The following is an 18,009-nucleotide window of genomic DNA, read 5'->3' as shown; positions in this document are numbered from 1 at the left end:
CGGGCAGAAGGTCCGGCTATCCTAGGCCGGACCTTCCCTTGAACGACAGGCGCGAGAACCGATGAGCATTCAAACCCAAGCCCTCAACCTGGTGCCGATGGTGGTCGAACAGACCAGCCGCGGCGAGCGCGCCTACGACATCTATTCCCGCCTGCTCAAGGAGCGCGTGATCTTCCTGGTGGGCGGCGTGGATGACCACGTGGCGAACGTCATCGTGGCGCAGATGCTCTTCCTGGAAGCCGAGAATCCCGAGAAGGACATCAGCCTGTACATCAACTCGCCCGGTGGCGTGGTGACGGCCGGCATGGCCATCTACGACACCATGCAGTACATCAAGCCGGACGTCAGCACGATCTGTGTCGGCCAGGCGGCCAGCATGGGCGCGCTGCTGCTGGCGGCGGGCGCGAAGGGCAAGCGCTACGCGCTGCCCAATTCGCGCGTGATGATCCACCAGCCGCTGGGCGGCTTCCAAGGCCAGGCGACGGACATCGACATCCACGCCCGTGAGATCCTGACGCTGCGTGCGAAGCTGAACGCCATCCTGTCCCACCACACGGGCCAGTCGCTGGAAACCATCGAGCGGGACACCGAGCGCGACAACTTCAAGAGCGCGGCGGACTCGCAGGCCTACGGCCTGGTCGACCAGGTGCTCGAGCGCCGTCCGGAAGATTCCATCCAGTCGGCCTGACCGCCGGATTGCGGGTTTTCTGGCTCAAATCCCCCTGTTCACGGACCCGGCTGACAAGCCGGGACCGTGTGCTATTCTCCGACCGCAAGCCCCTCCGGGCAGGTTGAGCGACCGAGTAATACCAGCATGAGCGAAGATCGTCAGGGCCGTTCCGGCGACAGCACCAAAATCCTGTACTGCTCGTTCTGCGGCAAGAGCCAGCACGAGGTCCGCAAGCTGATCGCGGGCCCCAGCGTGTTCATCTGCGATGAGTGCGTGGAGCTGTGCAACGACATCATCCGCGAAGAGCTGGAGGAGAAGGCGCAGTCCGCCCGCAGCCACCTGCCCAAGCCGCGCGAGATCCTCGAGGTCCTGGACCAGTACGTGATCGGACAGAACCGCGCCAAGCGCACGCTGGCTGTTGCGGTCTACAACCACTACAAGCGCATCGAGAGCCGCAGCAAGAACGATGAGGTCGAACTGGCCAAGTCGAACATCCTGCTTGCCGGCCCGACCGGCTCGGGCAAGACGCTGCTGGCCGAGACGCTGGCGCGCCTGCTCAACGTGCCGTTCACCATCGCCGATGCCACCACGCTGACCGAAGCCGGCTACGTGGGCGAGGACGTCGAGAACATCATCCAGAAGCTGCTGCAGAAGTGCGACTACGACGTCGACAAGGCGCAGCAGGGCATCGTCTACATCGACGAGATCGACAAGATCTCGCGCAAGAGCGAGAACCCGTCGATCACCCGCGACGTGTCCGGCGAAGGCGTGCAGCAGGCGCTGCTGAAGCTGATCGAGGGCACCGTCGCCAGCGTTCCGCCGCAGGGTGGCCGCAAGCACCCGCAGCAGGAATTCCTGCAGGTCGACACCAGGAACATCCTGTTCATCTGCGGCGGTGCGTTCGCCGGCCTGGACAAGATCATCCAGCAGCGCAGCACCGAGGCTGGCGGCATCGGTTTCGGTGCCAAGGTGAAGAGCTCCGAGAAGAAGTCGGAAGTCGGCAAGGTCCTGTCCGAGGTCGAGCCGGAAGATTTGATCAAGTTCGGCCTGATCCCCGAATTCGTCGGTCGCCTGCCGGTGGTCGCCACGCTGGAAGAGCTTGACGAGGCCGCACTGGTCAAGATCCTCACCGAGCCGAAGAACGCGATCACCAAGCAGTTCAAGAAGCTATTCGAGATGGAGGGGGTGGAGATCGAGTTCCGCCCGGATGCGCTGTCGGCGATCGCCCGCAAGGCGCTGAAGCGCAAGACCGGCGCACGTGGTCTCCGCACCATCGTCGAATCGGTCCTGCTGGACACGATGTACGAGCTGCCGTCGCTGGAGAACGTCAGCAAGGTGGTCGTGGACGAGTCGGTGATCGAGCACAAGTCCGAGCCCTACCTGATCTACCAGAATCCGCCCGCCCCGAAGGTCGCATCGGCGGAGTGATCCGGCCCGCACGTTTCCACTGACAGGCGCCCTTGTGGCGCCTGTTCAGTTTTTGGCGGCGATTCGCAAGTCGCGGGTTCCATTGGGGTTTTGGCGACGCTCTTGCATCCCTACGGCGATGGCCCCATAACGGGCCCATTGGTGCCTGCGCACCCCTGCATTCCGCACTTGCTGGAGCCCCCATGCCCCGCCGTCCCCAGACTGAAATCCTCGACCTGCCGGTCCTGCCGCTACGCGACGTGGTGGTCTTTCCGCACATGGTCATCCCGCTGTTTGTCGGTCGCGACAAGTCTATGCGCGCGCTGGAGCAGGCGATGGAGGCCGACAAGCGCATCATCCTGCTTGCCCAGAAATCCGCGGAAACGGATGATCCTGCCGCCGCCGACCTGTATTCGGTCGGCACCCTCGCGCAGGTCCTGCAACTGCTGAAGCTGCCGGATGGCACCATCAAAGTGCTGGTCGAGGGCACGGCGCGCGTGAACGTGTCGAATGTCGTCGAACGCGACGGCTCGCTGTACGGACAGGGCGAAGAGATCGACTCCACCGATGCGCGGGAGCCGCGCGAGATCGAGGCCGTGGCGCGCTCGCTCATGGGCCTGTTCGAACAGTACGTCAAGACCAACCGCAAGCTGCCGCCGGAACTGCTGCAGACCCTGGCCGGCATCGACGAGCCGAGCCGGCTTGCCGATACGATCGCCGCGCACCTGGGTGTGCGCCTGAGCGACAAGCAGCGGCTACTGGAAACCATCGAGGTCGGCGAGCGGCTGGAGCTGCTGGTTGGCTTCGTCGATGGCGAGATCGACGTGCAGCAGCTGGAAAAGCGCATCCGCGGACGCGTGAAGTCGCAGATGGAGAAGAGCCAGCGCGAGTACTACCTCAACGAGCAGATGAAGGCCATCCAGAAGGAGCTGGGCGAACTCGACGAGGCGCCCAACGAACTGGAGGAACTGGCGCGCAAGATCGCCGACGCCGGCATGCCGAAGCCCGTGGAAACGAAAGCGCGCAACGAGCTCAACAAGCTGAAGCAGATGTCGCCGATGTCGGCCGAGGCGGCCGTGGTCCGCAACTATCTCGATTGGCTGCTTGGCGTGCCCTGGAACAAGCGCACCAAGGTGCGCAAGGATCTCAAGGTCGCGCAGGACACGCTGGACGCGGATCACTATGGTCTGGAGAAGGTCAAGGAACGCATCCTCGAATACCTCGCGGTCCAGTCGCGCGTGAAGAAGCTGCGCGGCCCGATCCTGTGCCTCGTCGGACCGCCGGGCGTGGGCAAGACCTCGCTGGGCCAGAGCATCGCCAAGGCGACCAACCGCAAGTTCGTACGCATGTCGCTGGGGGGCGTGCGCGACGAGGCGGAGATCCGCGGACATCGCCGGACCTACGTTGGCTCCATGCCGGGCCGCATCGTGCAGAACCTCAACAAGACCGGCAGCAAGAATCCGCTGTTCGTGCTGGACGAGATCGACAAGATGTCGATGGACTTCCGCGGCGACCCGTCGTCCGCGCTGCTCGAGGTGCTGGATCCGGAGCAGAACAACGCCTTCAACGATCACTACCTCGAAGTCGACCTGGACCTGTCCGAAGTGATGTTCGTCGCGACGTCGAACTCGCTGAACATCCCCGGCCCGTTGCTGGACCGCATGGAGGTCATCCGCATCCCCGGCTACACCGAGGACGAGAAGGTCAACATCGCGCAGCGCTACCTCGTGCCGAAGCAACTGAAGGCCAATGGACTTAAGGCAGACGAGCTGAAGATCGCCGAGAGCGCGATCCGCGATCTGGTCCGCTATTACACGCGCGAATCCGGCGTGCGCAATCTCGAGCGTGAAGTCGCCAAGATCTGCCGCAAGGTGGTCAAGGAGATCGCGCTGGCAGGTCCCAAGCCGGTCAAGAAGAAGGCGGCCGCCATGCAGGTCAGCTCGAAGAACCTGGAGAAGTACGCAGGCGTGCGTCGCTTCGACTTCGGCCGTGCCGAAGAGCAGAACGAGATCGGTCTCGTCACCGGACTGGCGTGGACCGAAGTGGGCGGCGACCTGCTGCAGATCGAGGTCGCGCTGGTGCCCGGCAAGGGCGGCATGCTGCTGACCGGTCAGCTCGGCGATGTGATGAAGGAGTCGGGTTCCGCGGCGATGTCCGTGGTGCGCGCTCGCGCGGCCAGCCTGGGCGTGGATGCGGAGTTCCTGCAGAAGCACGACGTGCACCTGCATGTGCCTGATGGCGCGACGCCGAAGGATGGTCCGAGCGCGGGTATCGCGATGGTCACCGCCCTGGTGTCCGCACTGACCAGAAACCCCGTGCGGGCGGACGTGGCGATGACGGGCGAGATCACGCTGCGGGGTCGCGTCACCGCCATCGGAGGCCTCAAGGAAAAGCTGTTGGCGGCGCTGCGTGGCGGCATCACCACCGTCATCATCCCCGACGAGAACAAGAAGGACCTGGCCGACATCCCCGCCAATGTCACCGATGGCATCCGGATCGTGCCGGTGAAGTGGATCGACGAGGTGCTCGATCTCGCGCTGGAGAAGCCGCTGACGCCAGTGCCGGTCACAGGCGGCGACGGTGGCGAGCGCGTGGTGCCGGCCACCAAGAAGGAGCGCGGCAAGGGGCCGCAGCAGCCCGGTGTGAAGCATTGAATGAGATGACGAATAACGCGTGTCATTGCCCGGAAACCCGCGTCACTGTTGGGTTTTCGGCTTGCGCGGCATTTTTCGCACTGGTATAACGGCGTCACCCGCATGCACGAAGCTACGCTTCGTAGCGCGTGGACATCACGGCCGGTTCCGTCTGGCGAGCGAAGCCAGAGGTTCCGGCCACTCATTCCGCGGTTGTGCCGCACAGGGAGTCACTCAATGAACAAAACCGAATTGATCGATGCCGTCGCCGACGAAGCCGAAGTGTCCAAGGCCGAAGCCGGCCGCGCCGTCGACGCCGTCATCTCCAGCATCACCAAGGCCCTCAAGAAGGGCGACAGCGTGACGCTGGTCGGCTTCGGCACCTTCCAGGTCCGCAAGCGCGCCGCACGCACGGGTCGCAACCCGAAGACCGGCGACACCATCAAGATCAAGGCGTCCAAGAATCCCGCGTTCAAGGCTGGCAAAGCCCTGAAGGATGCCGTAAACTAATCGACTCGCTGCCGATGGCAGGGTGCGATCACCCTGGGTGCTTAGCTCAGCGGTAGAGCGTCTCCCTTACACGGAGAGGGTCGGGGGTTCGAAACCCTCAGCACCCACCACATCGGGGCGGTGCAGGTTTAAAAATTTGTAAGATGGTCTAGCGGAAAGCGCTGAAATCGTCTTACAATGTTCGTCTCAGCGCGGAGTGGTAGTTCAGTCGGTTAGAATGCTGGCCTGTCACGCCGGAGGTCGCGGGTTCGAGTCCCGTCCACTCCGCCATTTACACCCAGAAAGCCCGCGAAAGCGGGCTTTCTGCTATGTGCGCCCATGCAGGCCGTCGGCGCCTGCGGGAGCCCATCGGCATTTCGCGTCCGTCGGGCGGCGAGACGCCGTCATCCCGGCAGGTTAAACTGCGCGGCTGAAAGAATTCGGGTCCCGTGCGCACATGCTGCAGAAACTCCGCGACAAAACCTCCGGCTGGGTCGCCAGCCTGATCCTGGGTCTGCTGATCATTCCGTTCGCCTTCGTTGGCGTGAACGAATACATGACCGGTGGCACCGCCGGCGACGTGGCGCTGGTCGAAGCGCCGCCGACGTGGTGGGAGTCGGCGCCCCAGTGGTGGCCGGTGTCGATGCTCTGGCAGCGCGAAGAAGTCACGCAGGAAGATTTCCGCGCCGCGTTCGAGCAGGCGCGCCAGCAGCAGCGGCAGGCGCTGGGTGACGCGTTCGATCCGCGCGAGTTCGAAAGTGCGGACAACAAGCGCAAAGTGCTGGACCAGTTGCTCGACCAGAAGGTGCTGGCGCTGGGCGCGAAGCGCGCAGGCATCGTCGTGGGCAACGCGGCCGTGCAGAAGATGATCGCGAGCGAGCCTGCGTTCCAGGTGGACGGCAAGTTCAGCCCCGAGCAGTACCAGATGCTGCTGGCATCGCAGGTGCCGGCGATCTCGCCGCTGCAGTTCCAGGAGCAGCAGCGCGAGCGCCTGCGCATGCTGCTGGTGCCGCAGGCCATCGGCGATTCCGACTTCGTGACCGAAGGAGAACAGGCGCGCATGTGGAAGCTGCTGGGCGAGACGCGCGATATCGGTATCGCGCTGCTGCCGCCGGTGGCCGAGGACACGGCCCCCGTCACCGAGGCGCAGGTCAAGGCGTGGTACGACGGTCACAAGAGCGATTTCAAGCAGCCCGAGCAAGTGTCGCTGGAGTACGTCGAGATCGATGGCGCGACACTGCCCGTCGCCGCGGCGCCCGACGAAGCGGCGCTGCGCAAGCGCTACGAAGCCGAAAAATCGCGCTTCATGTCGCCGGAGCAGCGGGTGGTCGCGCACATCCTGATCGCGGCCGACGCAGGCGCGGACGCCGCCACGCAGAAGAAAGCCGAGGAAAAGGCGGCTGCGCTGGCCAAGCAGGCGCGCGAAGGCGCCGACTTCGCCGCGCTGGCGCGCGCGAATTCGGACGATCCCGGCTCGAAGGATGCGGGCGGCGAACTGCCGCCGTTCGCGCAGGACGGTTCGATGGTCAAGCCGTTCGAGGACGCTGCGTTTGCCATGCAGGCCGGCGAGATCCGTGGGCCGGTCAAGAGCGACTTCGGCTATCACGTGCTGCAGCTGAAGCAGGTCAATCCCGGCACCGGTCGCAGCTTCGAGGAAGTGCGCGGCGAACTGGCGACGGAAGAGGCCAACAGCGAGCGCGACCGTGCGTTCAACGACTTGGCCGGACGCCTGGTCAATGAGACATTGAAGAACCCGACGGCGCTGGCGCCGGCGGCCGAAGCCATCGGCCTGCCGCTGCAGAAGGTCGGTCCGTTCTCGCAGAATGCGCCCCAGGGCATTGCGATGGTGCCGGCGGTACTGCGGGCAGCGTTCTCCGACACGCTGGTGCAGGACGGCACGATCAGCGATCCCATCGAGATCTCACCCAACCACAGCGTCGTCATCCGCGTGGCGCAGCACACGCCGGAACAGGCCTTGCCGCTGGACAAGGCGCGCGATGCCGTCGTGCTGGCCATCCGTGCGGACCGCCAGAACAAATCGGCGCTTGCCGCTGCTGATGCGCTGGTTGCGCGTGTGCAGAAGGGCGAGTCGTTGGCGACGGTCGCGACGGCCGAGGGTTTGCGTTTCAACGAACTGCCGGGTCTGCGCCGCGGCATGCCGATGCCGACGGCCGAGGCCAACGACGCGATCTTCGCGGCGGGTCGACCGGCGGAGGGCAAGGTGGTTGCCGGCAAGGTGGCGCTGGGCGACGGCGCCTACGCCGTGTTCACCGTCAACAAGGTGAGTGATGGTGTGATCGCGGAGATGCCCGCGGAAGAGCGCGCGACCATGCAGCAGCAGCTGACGCAGCTCAATGCCGGCATCGCGACGCAGGCTTACGTCGACGCATTGCGCAAGCGCTTCAAGGTGAAGGTGTTCGAAGAGCGCCTCTGAGTCGCCCGCGCCGCCAGGTACGATCCGAATCCCGCCACCCGGCGGGATTCTTCTTTTCGCGCGCCCTGCTCAATCGGCGTCGCTGTCCAGCTTCAGCACCATGCCTGGCCGCAGTACCGCGTTCGGCGCCAATCCATTGATCTGCAGTAGGTGCGCCGTCGTCATGCCGTTGCGACGCGCGATGGTCCAGGCGGAATCGCCGTTCCTGACCGTGTGCGTGCGGCCTGCGGAAGGCGGCCCGGTCCGCGTCTGGGGTTTCGTGGCCGCCTGCGCCATCGGTGCGTCTTCCAGCGCTGCGGTATCGGTGGCAGCCGCGCTTGTCGGTGCCAGCAGTTGTATCGGCTTGCCTGCCCGACTGAAGCGGCCGGCCAGTGCGGGATTGAGTCGCTTGAGCAGTGCGGCGGGCTGTTGCTGCGCCGTTGCCCACATGTCGAGGGTGGCGTCGCCGGGCAGGACATGCGCCGCCAGGCGCGGGACGGGACGGTCCATCTGCCGGAGCCAGGCGTCGCGGTCGTCCGCCTGCTGGAAGATGCAGGCGAGGGCGTGCAGTTTCTCCACGTATGCGTAGGTGATGCCCGACAGGCCCGGCAACTCGGCCGGGCGTGCGTTGCGCGCATTCATGCCGGCGCGCCGCATCGATTGCAGCACGCGGTACTCGCCGGCGTTGTAGGCCATCACGGCCAGCCGCCAGTCGCCGCCGAACATCCCGTGCAACGTCTTGAGATAGCGGACGGCGGCCTGGGTGGAATCCACCGGCGACAACCGGCCGTCATACCCCTCGCGCATCGGCACACCATGGTTGCGCGCGGTGATGCCGATGAACTGCCACAGCCCCGCCGGGCCTTGCGGATTGCGTGCGCCGGGCTTGTAGCCGCTTTCGACGAACGGAATCAGCGCGAATTCGGTAGGCAAATGCGCGTCCCGCAAGGCGTCGACCACGTAGCCGAACAGTGGCAGCACGTCGTCCTCGGCACGGGCCAACTGACCCGGCGCGTGGCTGAAATGCTTCTTCCAGCGGCCGTTGGTCGCCTCGCTGTCGCACTCAGGATCGGCGAGCCCATCGCGGAAGCGCTGGTAGATCTCCAGCCCGCTGCGCTGGTGGCTGGGGGGAACACTGGCCGGTTCGATCGGTGGCTGGGGTGGAACGGCCTGCGTCCCCGCCTGTGCCGGCGGATCGGCGGCGACCGCCGCCTGCGTCGCAACGGCAAGCCCGGCAGCCAGCAGGGCCAGGTGAAGGCGCTTGCGCTGTGTCATGCGCGGAAGTCGTTCTTCCACTGACGCAGCGTGGCGAACGTCTCCACGCGGTCGACCGGAGGGCGTCCCAGCCGATGGGACACCGCCGCGCGCACAGCCTCGGTGTCCACCCGCAGGAACGGATTGGTCGCGATCTCGCTGGCGAGCGAAACCGGCAGGGTGGGGCGGCCGGCCTGGCGCATGACGCGGGCTTCCTCGACGCGATGGCGCAAGGCCGGGTTATGGGGATCCACGGCGCTGGCGAACGCAGCATTGGCCAGCGTGTATTCGTGACCGCAACAGACCAGCGAGGCGTCGGGCAGCGCCGCGAGGCGCTCGAGCGATGCGAGCATCTGCGCCGGCGTGCCTTCGAACAGGCGACCGCAGCCCAGGCTGAAGAGGGTGTCCCCGCAGAACAAATGCGGTGGTCCGTCCGCGCCGCCGCCATGGAACGCGATGTGCGAGCGTGTATGGCCCGGCACGGCGAGCACGGACAGCCGCCAGTTCTTTACCGCGACGGTATCGCCGTCCCCGACGCGCTCGGTTGCGTCGGGGATGCGGTCGTCTTCGGGCGCGAACACCGGCAGGGTGGGCCAGCGCGCCCGCAGGGCTGCGATGCCGCCGGCATGGTCGGGATGATGATGGGTGACCAGCACCGCCGACGGCCACAGGCCGTTGCCGGTGGCGGCCAGGACGGGTGCCGCATCGCCGGGATCGATCACCAGCGCGTCGCCCTCATCGTCGACCAGCGCCCAGATGTAGTTGTCCTCGAAGGCGGGCAGGGCGAGCAGGCGCATCGGGGTGAGGACTCCGGGCAGGGAACGGACGCCCGGGGGCGGCGTCCTCTACAATCCGAACATGCCTGCGTTCGCGTTTACCCGTCAACCCGATGCCCTGGCGTGGTTCGGGTCCGAGCGGGGTGGGCCGATCCTGGCGTCGGAGCATGCCCGCATCAGCCAGGCACTGACCAGCCGGACACCCCAGCCATGGCTGTGGGTAGCGCCGGAAGGCGCCGACCCGTCGTCCCCTGCATCCCGCGCCCCGCCGACGCGCGGCGTTCGACTGCGCACCACGGCAGGCGCACATCGCCTGGCCGGCCAGGTCCGGTGCGGCCTGCCGCTGCCGCTGCCAACCGAAGCCATGGGGGTTATCGTGCTGCAGCACGTGCTGGATGCCGGTGATCCGCAACCGCTGCTGCAGGAGTGCTCGCGGGTGCTCGAGCCAGGGGGGCGGCTGTGGTTGTTCGTGCTGAATCCCTGGAGTCCATACCGCTTGCGCTGGCGTGGCGCCGGCCTGGTGCCGCGGGCATTGCCGCAATGGCGCCTGCAGCTGGCGGCCGCCGGCCTGGTCGTCTCCGAGCACGTCCTGCATTACGGCCCGGTGTGGAAGGGCGTGGCGGACGCCCCCGGCCATGGACCGGCGCCGCTCCGCGCCGCCCGTCTGCTCGAAGCGGAAAAGCGCGTCGCCGGCCTCATTCCCCCCTCACCGGTGGCGCGCGCCTGGCGCACCGCGCCCGCGGCCTGACTTTCGAACACGAGGACACATGAAGCACGTCAGCATCCATACCGATGGCTCCTGTCTGGGCAATCCCGGCCCCGGCGGCTGGGCCGCGCTCCTGCGCTACGGCGAGAAGGAGCGCGAGGTGGTCGGCGGCGAAGCGCAGACCACCAACAACCGCATGGAACTGATGGCGGCCATCGCGGCGCTGGAGGTGTTGACCGAAGGCTGCGAGGTCACCCTGCATATCGACTCGCAGTACGTCCGGCAGGGCATCACGGAGTGGATGCCGGGCTGGGTCCGGCGCGGCTGGAAGACCGCCGGCGGCGATCCGGTGAAGAACCGCGACCTGTGGGAGCGGCTGCATGCGGCGACCGGTCGCCACCGGATCGACTGGAAGTGGGTCAAGGGCCACAACGGCGATCCCGACAACGAACGCGTCGACGTGCTCGCGCGCAACGCTGCCGTGCGTTTCCGCAACGGAGCGGTGGCGTGACGCTGGCGATAGCGCCTGGCCAGCGCATCGCCGGGACGGCCCACCTGCAGTTGCACGCGATGTCCGATCGCGACGATGCCGACGTGGCACTGATGCTGGAACTGCTCAACGATCCCGCCTTCATCCGCAACATCGCCGATCGCGGCGTACGCACTCTGGAGCAGGCGCGCGATTACCTGCGCAACGGCGCACTGCGCAGCTACGCGCAACACGGGTTCGGCATGTATGCGATCCGGCGCACGGACACCGGCGACCTGATCGGCAACTGTGGGCTGGTCCGCCGCGACGGGCTGGACGGCCCCGACCTGGGATACGCATTGCTGCCGGCACATGCGGGACAGGGCTTCGCGCTCGAGGCCGCGCGGGCAGTCATCGCCGATGCCGGCAGCCGGCTCGGCCTCGCCCGCCTGCATGCCATCGTCAACCCCGACAACGCAGGCTCGATCCGGCTGTTGCAGAAACTGGGATTCGAATTCGACAGAATGATCGTGCTCCCCGCCATCGAACACGCGGTGGACCTGTTCCACCTGCACCTCTCCAAGGAAGCCACCGCCTGATGCGCCAGATCATCCTCGACACCGAAACCACCGGCCTGGAGTGGAAGAAGGGCAACCGCGTCGTCGAAATCGGCTGCGTCGAACTGCTGGAGCGCCGGCCCACCGGGCGCACCTACCACCAGTACATCAATCCGCAGCGCGAGTTCGAGCAGGGTGCGGCCGAAGTGACCGGCCTCAGCCTGGAGTTCCTGTCGGACAAGCCGCTGTTCGCGGCGATCGCCGACGAGTTCCTGGCCTTCATCGACGGGGCGGAACTGATCATCCACAACGCGGCGTTCGACGTCGGCTTCCTGGACTACGAACTGTCGCGGCTCGGCGAACACTACGGCCGCCTGACCGACCGCGTCACGGTGGAGGATTCGCTGTTGCTGGCGCGGCAGCGTTTTCCCGGCCAGCGCAATTCACTGGATGCGCTGTGCAAGCGCCTGGGTGTGGACAACACGCATCGCCAGTTGCACGGCGCGCTGCTCGACGCCCAGTTGCTGTGCGACGTCTACCTCAACCTGACCGCCGGCCAGCGCGAGATCGGCTTCGGCGGCGCCGAGGAAACCGCTGCGGGCGCATCGGCGGTCGTCGTCCACCAGTTCGATCCTGCGGTAGCGGGAGCACGGCCGCGCGTGACGGCATCCGCCGACGAACTGGCGGCGCACGAAGCCCGCCTGGCGACCCTGCGCAAAAAGGCCGGTGGCCGCTGCCTGTGGGATCCGCCGGTGTTCGAGGCCGGCTGACCGGCCCGTCGTCACTTAGTGGCAGCGCACCAGGATCGCGGTGACGTTGTCCGAACCGCCCCCGTCCAGCGCGGCCGCGATCAGCGTGTCGACGCATTCCTGCGCGCTGCAGTCGTCGTGCTTCAGCGTGGCGGCGATGCTGGGGTCGTCCACTTCTTCGGTCAGGCCGTCGCTGCACAGCAGCAGCTGCATGCCGGGACGCAGTTCGCCGGTCATGGTTTCCACGTTGAGGTGGTTGGGGTCGGTGACGCCCAGTGCCTGGGTGACGACATTGCGGTGCGGGTGGGTGCGGGCCTGCTCGCTGGTCAGCGCACCCTGGGCGATCAGTTCCTGCACGTAGCTGTGATCCTGGCTCAACTGGGCCAGCTGGCCCTCGCGCCACAGGTAGGCCCGGCTGTCGCCGACCCACGCCACCTCGAAGCGGTTGCCCTGGATGCGCGCGGCCACCACGGTGGTGCCCATCGGCAGGGTATCGTTGCGACGGCGGGACGTGCGGATGATCTCCTCGTCGGCGATCCGGATGGCCTGGGCCAGCGGCGTGCCATCGCGGATCTCGCGCACGATGGTCTCGCGCGCCAGCGCACTGGCGACTTCGCCGCACGCATGTCCACCCATGCCATCGGCCACCAGCCACAGGCCCAGCTCGCTGTCGCCGTAATAGGTGTCCTCGTTCAGCTCGCGCCTGAGGCCGACGTGGGAGATGTGGCCGAATTCGATCATGGTGCCCTGTCTGTGCGGACGGCGTTTTCCTATCCGCTCATACGCAATGATCCGGTTGGACAGGACATCGGACAAGGTCAACGGTCGCAACGGAGCCGCTCGGGTTCATCGACGTGCAGAGCGGGTGATGCTGCCAGGCACCGGCAGGGTCGCCGCGCTTGTCCGGATGCGGTCGGCCACGTATCATTCACGCCCCCGGGGAAGCCCGGGGCCACCGGAGAGGTGGCAGAGTGGTTGAATGTACCTGACTCGAAATCAGGCATACGTTAATAGCGTATCGAGGGTTCGAATCCCTCCCTCTCCGCCAGTTTCACACAAGCCCCCGCAAGGGGGCTTGTGCTTTTTGGGGATCGTCGACGGGATGCCCGCCGCCGCGGCGCTAGAATGGCCCCCTTTCGCCGGAGTCCCCCATGTCCGAGATCCTCGTGCCCGTGTCCTTCGGCGAGTTGCTGGACAAGATCGCCATCCTCCAGATCAAGTCCGAGCGCATGAGCGACCCGGCCAAGCTGGCGCACGTGCGCGATGAACTGGCCGCGCTGGAGAAGACCTGGATGGCGCATCCGGTGGCGGGCAACGACATCGTCGAACTGCGTGCCCAGCTCAAGGCGGTCAACGAGCGCCTGTGGGTGATCGAGGACGACGTGCGCCTGAAGGAGAAGGCGCAGGCGTTCGACGACGACTTCGTCCGCCTGGCCCGCAGCGTCTACTTCGAGAACGACGAGCGCGCCCGCATCAAGAAGGCGATCAACCTCGCCCTGGGCTCCGCCTACGTGGAAGAGAAGTCGTACCAGGACTACCGGGTCGCCGGCACGCCCTGACGATCCGCGTTCAGTCCGCGAGGTCGTCGCGGAACCTTTCGAAGGCAGCGATGCCATCGTCCACGGTAACCAGTTCCATCACTCCGTCGTGTTCGATCTTGGTGCCCCACTTGAGCTCGGCGGCCGGTTTGCCCTTGTAGCGGCGCGCCGCGTCGTCGTAGCGGTCCACGCAGTAGCGAACGGTGGAGTAGGGACCGCTGCGGCGCGGATTGCTGGCCGCGTGCAGGCCCAGCACCGCCGTGCCCATGGCATTGGCGATGTGCATGGGGCCGGAATCGGGCGTCATCACCAGGTCGGCGCGCGCCAGCAGGGCCGGCAGCTGCTTCAACGTGTCCTTGCCGACCAGATCCAGGGCCGGCGCCTGCATGGCGGCCATGATGGCGTCGGCGGTCTTCCGCTCCAGGTCGCTGCGCCCGCCGCACAGCACCACGCGCCAGCCCTGTGCGGCGGCATGGTCGGCGACAGCGGCGTAGCGGTCGGCGAACCAGTTGCGGCGCACATGGCTGGAGCAGGGCGAGATCACCAGCGTCCGCGTTCCGTCCGCGGGCCATTGCGCGGCGGCCCACGCATGCGCGTCGGCGGGCACCGGCAGGTCCCACACGACCTGGGTCTGCTTCAATCCCAGCGGTTCGCAGAAGCTGCCCATCGCGTCCAGCACATGGATGCCTGGGCGGTCGGGGATGCGCTCGTTGATGACCAGCCCGTGCAGGTCCTTCGAGCGGCTGCGGTCGTAGCCGATCCGGCGCCGTGCGGGAATGAAGGCCGACAGCAGGTTCGCGCGCAGGGCCACCTGCATCTGCAGCAGCGCGTCGAAGCGGCCCGGCATTTCCCCTCGCAGCGCACGCATGCCGGCCAGCCCGGTTTTCTTGTCATAGGTGTGGAAGGTGACGCCTTCCAGGCCTTCGAGCAGCTTGAAGCCGCCCTTGTCGATCACCCAGTGCAGGTGCAACTGCGGCCAGTGCCGCTGCAGGGTGCGCACCAGCGGCACGACATGGGTCACGTCACCGAGGGCGGACAGGCGCAGCAGGCACAATGAGGGGGGAATCGTGGACAAGTGTTGTTAGACTCGCTGGATGGTCGGTTTTGACGCTTCGGAATCCCTGACGCCGTTCCGCGAAGGCAGCGGATACGGTGCGATTCTGTTCGACCGCAAACACCTGCGGCAAGCGGATCCGGACTGGTTCGTGCCGGAGAAGTGGGGCGAGCGCGCCCGGCCGGTGGACAGCGGTGGCCGTGGCAGCGCCTGGTTCATCGATGCGCCTTCCAGCCAGTGCGTGCTGCGCCACTACCGGCGCGGCGGGCTGGCCGCGCGTTTCAGCCAGGACCGCTACTTGTGGCACGGCCCCGACCGGACCCGCAGCTTCGCCGAATTCCGCCTGACGCGCGCGCTGTTGGCGCGAGGGCTGCCGGTGCCGCGCCCGGTGGCGGCCAGCTATGTGCGCGACGGCATGTTCTACCGCGCCTCGATCCTGGTGGAACGGCTGATGGAGGTGCGCACGCTCGCCGACATCGCCGGGCAGGCCGAGGGGCACGCGCCGTGGGAAAGCACGGGCCGGCTGGTGGCGCGCTTCCATCGGGCCGGGTTGGACCACGCGGACCTCAACGCGCAGAACATCCTCTTCGACCCGAGCGGTCACGGCTGGCTGATCGATTTCGACCGCGGCCGCCTGCGCATTCCTGCGACGGCCTGGCGCGAACAGAATCTGGCGCGGCTTCGCCGTTCCCTGATCAAGCTGCGCGGTGCGCGCAGCGAGGAGGCGGTGGGTCAGGATTTCGCCCAGCTCCGCCGCGCCTACGACCACGCCTGGTCGCGGGGCTACTGAGATGGGCTGGACGCTGCGCTTCCTGGGCGTGGGTAATGCCGGCGCGGTCGAGCTTGGCTCGGCGATGGCGACGCTGGAACGCGACGGCGCGCCATGGCTGACGATCGACTGCGGCGGTGAAGGGCTGACCGCCTACCAGGCGCGTTACGACGGCATGCCCGATGCGGTGTTCATCACCCACGTGCACCTGGACCACGTCGCCGGCATGGAGCGGCTGTTCGTGGCCAGCTACTTCGATGAGGCGCGCGGCAAGGTCCGCCTGTACGTGCCGGCGCCGCTGGTGCCGGTGCTGCACCAGCGCATCGCCAGCTACCCGAATGTACTAGCCGAGGGCGGTGCGAACTTCTGGGACGCGTTCCAGCTGATTCCGGTCGGCGAGGCGTTCTGGCATGACGGGCAGCGGCTGGAGGTGTTCCCGGTCCGCCACCACTGGCCGGACACCGCGTTCGGGCTTCGTCTGCGCGGCAGCGTGGTGTGGACCGGCGATACGCGCCCGATTCCCGAGATGCTGGCGCGCCATGCCGACGCCGGCGAGGTGATCGCACACGACTGCGCGCTGCATGGCAATCCGTCGCACAGCGGCATCGACGACCTGGAGCGCGAGTATCCGGCGGCGTTGCTGGCGCGCTGCGTGCTGTACCACTACGCCAGCGTCGAGGACGCGGAGGCACTGCGCGCGCGCGGCCATCGCGTCGCGGAGGCGGGCGAGGGTCTTCCGCTGGTGGCGCCATTGCCGACCGTGCTGCCGTGAATCCGGTTCCGCTGCCGCACGATCTGCTGGGGCGTCCGCTGCACGACCTGCGCCTGTCGGTCATCGATGCCTGCAATTTCCGTTGCGGGTACTGCATGCCTGCCGACCGCGTGCCCGAGGACTACGGCACAGACGCCTCGCAACGGCTGTCCTTCGACGAGATCGACACGCTGGTGCGCGCCTTCGTGCGGCTGGGCACGCGCAAGCTGCGGCTGACCGGTGGCGAACCGCTGCTGCGCAAGCGCCTGCCCGAGCTGGTCCGCCGCCTGGCGGTGATTCCCGGGTTGGACGACATCGCCCTGACCACCAACGGCATGCTGCTCGCGCAGCATGCGCAGGCGCTGCACGAGGCGGGTCTGCGACGCATCACCGTCAGCCTGGACGCGCTGGATCCGCAGGTGTTCGCCGACATGTCGGGACGGCGGGGGCGGGTGGAGGATGTGCTGGCGGGTATCGATGCCGCGGTCGCGGCCGGTTTCCGGCGACTCAAGATCAATGCCGTGGTGCAGGGCGGCGTCAATGAGGACCAGGTGCTGCCACTGGTCGAGCGTTTCCGCGGCACCGGCCATGTGGTGCGCTTCATCGAGTTCATGGATGTCGGCGACAGCAATGACTGGCGCCGCGACCGCATGGTGCCCTCATCGGTGCTGCGCGATCGCATCGCCGCGCGCTGGCCGTTGCACCCGTTGCAGGCGGATTACCGCGGCGAGGTGGCCGAGCGCTACGGGTTCGACGATGGCGAGGGCGAAGTCGGTTTCGTCAGCTCCGTCAGCACGCCGTTCTGTGGCGACTGCCATCGCGCGCGCGTCTCCGCGGACGGGCGGCTGTTCACCTGCCTGTTCGCGGCGGACGGCGCCGACCTGCGCACCGTCGTCGCGCGGGGCGAGGATGCGCTCGCTGCGCATGTCGCCGACCTGTGGCGCGCCCGCGGCGACCGTTACAGCGAACTGCGCGGCAGCCCGGAAGTACGGGACCGCCGGCGCGTCGAGATGTATCTTATCGGCGGTTGAACCGCGCAGGATCCGCATGCCCCGCAAGACCCTGACCCATCTCGATGCCGATGGCCGACCGGCCATGGTGGACGTCTCCGGCAAGGCGTCGACCGCACGCGAAGCGCTGGCCACCTGTCGCGTGCGCTTTCCGGCGGATGTGGCGCGCGAGTTGAAGCGCACTGGCTTGCGCAGTGCGAAAGGGGGCATCGTGGACACCGCGATCATCGCCGGCACGATGGCGGTGAAACGCACGCACGAACTGATTCCGTTCTGCCATCCGTTGCCGATCGACGGCTGCCGCCTGGCGGTCGACTGGGATGGCGACGCCACGCTGCGCATCGACTGCCAGGTCCGCACGGTGCACCGCACCGGCGTGGAGATGGAGGCGCTGACCGGCGCCACCGTCGCCGCGTTGACGGTGTACGACATGTGCAAGGCGCTGTCGCATGCGATCGTGCTGGGACCGGCGAAGCTGGTGGGCAAGCGCGGTGGCAAGCGCGACGTGGGGCAGGTGCGATGACCCAGGTGACGCTGCTCTATTTCGCCAGCCTGCGCGAGCGTGCCGGGGTCGCCAGCGAAGCGATCACGACGGATGCGCCGGACCTGGCGGGCGTGTACGACGACGTGCAGGCGCGGCACGGCTTCACCTGGCCGCGCGAACACCTGCGGGTCGCGGTGGATGGCGAGTTCGCGCGCTGGAGCGACGCTCCGTCGGCGGGCAGCGAGATCGCTTTCATCCCGCCCGTGAGCGGGGGCTGAGC

Annotated in this window: 19 protein-coding genes and 3 tRNA genes; 18 read left to right on the top strand and 4 right to left on the bottom strand. The window is 67.1% G+C overall.

Translation table 11 applies throughout. From position 1 onward, the window contains the following. The first annotated feature begins 61 nt into the window (after positions 1 to 61). From clpP to ACGHX3_RS12360, 7 genes are all read left to right on the top strand, one after another. Complete coding sequence (gene clpP, locus ACGHX3_RS12390; RefSeq protein WP_162336364.1) at positions 62 to 688, top strand: ATP-dependent Clp endopeptidase proteolytic subunit ClpP; 627 nt, start codon at positions 62 to 64, stop codon at positions 686 to 688. Between the two features lie 126 nt (positions 689 to 814). Then, positions 815 to 2,098 carry an ATP-dependent Clp protease ATP-binding subunit ClpX gene (clpX, locus tag ACGHX3_RS12385; protein ID WP_394695142.1) on the top strand — a complete coding sequence of 428 codons (1,284 nt, stop codon included), beginning with the start codon at positions 815 to 817 and terminating at the stop codon, positions 2,096 to 2,098. Positions 2,099 to 2,280: 182 nt separating this feature from the next. After that, positions 2,281 to 4,731, top strand: coding sequence for an endopeptidase La (lon, locus tag ACGHX3_RS12380; RefSeq protein WP_394695141.1), 2,451 nt, complete (start codon positions 2,281 to 2,283; stop codon positions 4,729 to 4,731). Between the two features lie 216 nt (positions 4,732 to 4,947). Further along, on the top strand, positions 4,948 to 5,220 hold the full coding sequence (locus ACGHX3_RS12375) for an HU family DNA-binding protein (protein ID WP_055941990.1): 273 nt from the start codon (positions 4,948 to 4,950) through the stop codon (positions 5,218 to 5,220). A 35-nt stretch (positions 5,221 to 5,255) separates the two neighbouring features. After that, positions 5,256 to 5,330: transfer RNA gene (locus tag ACGHX3_RS12370), tRNA-Val, on the top strand. A gap of 83 nt (positions 5,331 to 5,413) precedes the next feature. Further along, positions 5,414 to 5,490, top strand: a tRNA-Asp gene (locus ACGHX3_RS12365). Positions 5,491 to 5,656: 166 nt separating this feature from the next. Beyond that, complete coding sequence (locus ACGHX3_RS12360) at positions 5,657 to 7,633, top strand: peptidyl-prolyl cis-trans isomerase (RefSeq protein ID WP_394695140.1); 1,977 nt, start codon at positions 5,657 to 5,659, stop codon at positions 7,631 to 7,633. A gap of 69 nt (positions 7,634 to 7,702) precedes the next feature. Here the strand turns inward: ACGHX3_RS12360 and ACGHX3_RS12355 are convergent, their stop codons facing one another. Both ACGHX3_RS12355 and gloB read right to left on the bottom strand, forming a co-directional pair. Continuing rightward, positions 7,703 to 8,887, bottom strand: coding sequence for a transglycosylase SLT domain-containing protein (locus tag ACGHX3_RS12355; RefSeq protein WP_394695139.1), 1,185 nt, complete (start codon positions 8,885 to 8,887; stop codon positions 7,703 to 7,705). Next, positions 8,884 to 9,663: a hydroxyacylglutathione hydrolase gene (gloB, locus tag ACGHX3_RS12350; protein WP_394695138.1), complete on the bottom strand. Its 780-nt coding sequence runs from the start codon at positions 9,661 to 9,663 to the stop codon at positions 8,884 to 8,886. Before gloB ends, ACGHX3_RS12355 begins: the two co-directional genes overlap by 4 nt. A 61-nt stretch (positions 9,664 to 9,724) precedes the next feature. Here gloB and ACGHX3_RS12345 point away from each other — a divergent pair, with 61 nt between their 5' ends. Genes ACGHX3_RS12345 through dnaQ form a run of 4 tightly spaced genes read left to right on the top strand, consistent with a single transcriptional unit; the run spans position 9,725 to position 12,144 of the window. Continuing rightward, positions 9,725 to 10,390, top strand: coding sequence for a class I SAM-dependent methyltransferase (locus ACGHX3_RS12345; RefSeq protein WP_313927593.1), 666 nt, complete (start codon positions 9,725 to 9,727; stop codon positions 10,388 to 10,390). Positions 10,391 to 10,409: 19 nt separating this feature from the next. After that, positions 10,410 to 10,859: a ribonuclease HI gene (gene rnhA / locus ACGHX3_RS12340; RefSeq protein ID WP_162336371.1), complete on the top strand. Its 450-nt coding sequence runs from the start codon at positions 10,410 to 10,412 to the stop codon at positions 10,857 to 10,859. Continuing rightward, positions 10,856 to 11,416 carry a GNAT family N-acetyltransferase gene (locus ACGHX3_RS12335; protein WP_394695137.1) on the top strand — a complete coding sequence of 187 codons (561 nt, stop codon included), beginning with the start codon at positions 10,856 to 10,858 and terminating at the stop codon, positions 11,414 to 11,416. The genes rnhA and ACGHX3_RS12335 overlap by 4 nt, the downstream gene beginning before the upstream one ends. Next, positions 11,416 to 12,144, top strand: coding sequence for a DNA polymerase III subunit epsilon (gene dnaQ / locus ACGHX3_RS12330; protein ID WP_394695136.1), 729 nt, complete (start codon positions 11,416 to 11,418; stop codon positions 12,142 to 12,144). The genes ACGHX3_RS12335 and dnaQ overlap by 1 nt, the downstream gene beginning before the upstream one ends. Positions 12,145 to 12,159: 15 nt before the next feature. On the opposite strand, the gene ACGHX3_RS12325 is transcribed toward dnaQ, so the two are convergent. Further along, complete coding sequence (locus ACGHX3_RS12325; RefSeq protein ID WP_055942014.1) at positions 12,160 to 12,864, bottom strand: PP2C family serine/threonine-protein phosphatase; 705 nt, start codon at positions 12,862 to 12,864, stop codon at positions 12,160 to 12,162. 216 nt (positions 12,865 to 13,080) lie between these two features. On the opposite strand from ACGHX3_RS12325, the gene ACGHX3_RS12320 reads away from it, so the two are divergent. Together ACGHX3_RS12320 and ACGHX3_RS12315 are read left to right on the top strand one after the other, a co-directional pair. Continuing rightward, positions 13,081 to 13,171: transfer RNA gene (locus ACGHX3_RS12320), tRNA-Ser, on the top strand. Positions 13,172 to 13,274: 103 nt separating this feature from the next. Next, positions 13,275 to 13,682, top strand: a complete 408-nt coding sequence (locus ACGHX3_RS12315) for a DUF6165 family protein (RefSeq protein WP_162336373.1) — start codon at positions 13,275 to 13,277, stop codon at positions 13,680 to 13,682. A 10-nt stretch (positions 13,683 to 13,692) separates the two neighbouring features. On the opposite strand, the gene ACGHX3_RS12310 is transcribed toward ACGHX3_RS12315, so the two are convergent. Then, positions 13,693 to 14,727, bottom strand: a complete 1,035-nt coding sequence (locus ACGHX3_RS12310; RefSeq protein WP_394697286.1) for a glycosyltransferase family 9 protein — start codon at positions 14,725 to 14,727, stop codon at positions 13,693 to 13,695. Positions 14,728 to 14,755: 28 nt separating this feature from the next. Here ACGHX3_RS12310 and ACGHX3_RS12305 point away from each other — a divergent pair, with 28 nt between their 5' ends. The 5 genes from ACGHX3_RS12305 to ACGHX3_RS12285 are packed head-to-tail and all read left to right on the top strand — an operon-like array spanning position 14,756 to position 18,007. After that, a complete protein-coding gene (locus ACGHX3_RS12305; protein WP_162336374.1) occupies positions 14,756 to 15,505 on the top strand; it encodes a 3-deoxy-D-manno-octulosonic acid kinase in 750 nt (249 codons plus the stop codon). A gap of 1 nt (position 15,506) precedes the next feature. Beyond that, positions 15,507 to 16,256, top strand: coding sequence for an MBL fold metallo-hydrolase (locus tag ACGHX3_RS12300; RefSeq protein ID WP_394695135.1), 750 nt, complete (start codon positions 15,507 to 15,509; stop codon positions 16,254 to 16,256). Continuing rightward, positions 16,253 to 17,266, top strand: a complete 1,014-nt coding sequence (moaA, locus tag ACGHX3_RS12295; RefSeq protein WP_394695134.1) for a GTP 3',8-cyclase MoaA — start codon at positions 16,253 to 16,255, stop codon at positions 17,264 to 17,266. The genes ACGHX3_RS12300 and moaA overlap by 4 nt, the downstream gene beginning before the upstream one ends. A gap of 16 nt (positions 17,267 to 17,282) precedes the next feature. Further along, positions 17,283 to 17,768 (top strand): cyclic pyranopterin monophosphate synthase MoaC, encoded by a 486-nt coding sequence (gene moaC / locus ACGHX3_RS12290; RefSeq protein WP_162336376.1) that lies wholly within the window; start codon positions 17,283 to 17,285, stop codon positions 17,766 to 17,768. Continuing rightward, the gene (locus ACGHX3_RS12285; protein ID WP_213604871.1) at positions 17,765 to 18,007 is read left to right on the top strand and encodes a MoaD/ThiS family protein; all 243 of its coding nucleotides are present in this window, start codon (positions 17,765 to 17,767) and stop codon (positions 18,005 to 18,007) included. The genes moaC and ACGHX3_RS12285 overlap by 4 nt, the downstream gene beginning before the upstream one ends. Positions 18,008 to 18,009: the final 2 nt, after the last annotated feature.

Source organism: Pseudoxanthomonas japonensis, from assembly GCF_043632995.1.
GTDB lineage: Bacteria > Pseudomonadota > Gammaproteobacteria > Xanthomonadales > Xanthomonadaceae > Pseudoxanthomonas_A > Pseudoxanthomonas_A japonensis.
This window is presented reverse-complemented; position numbering and strand designations above follow the sequence as displayed.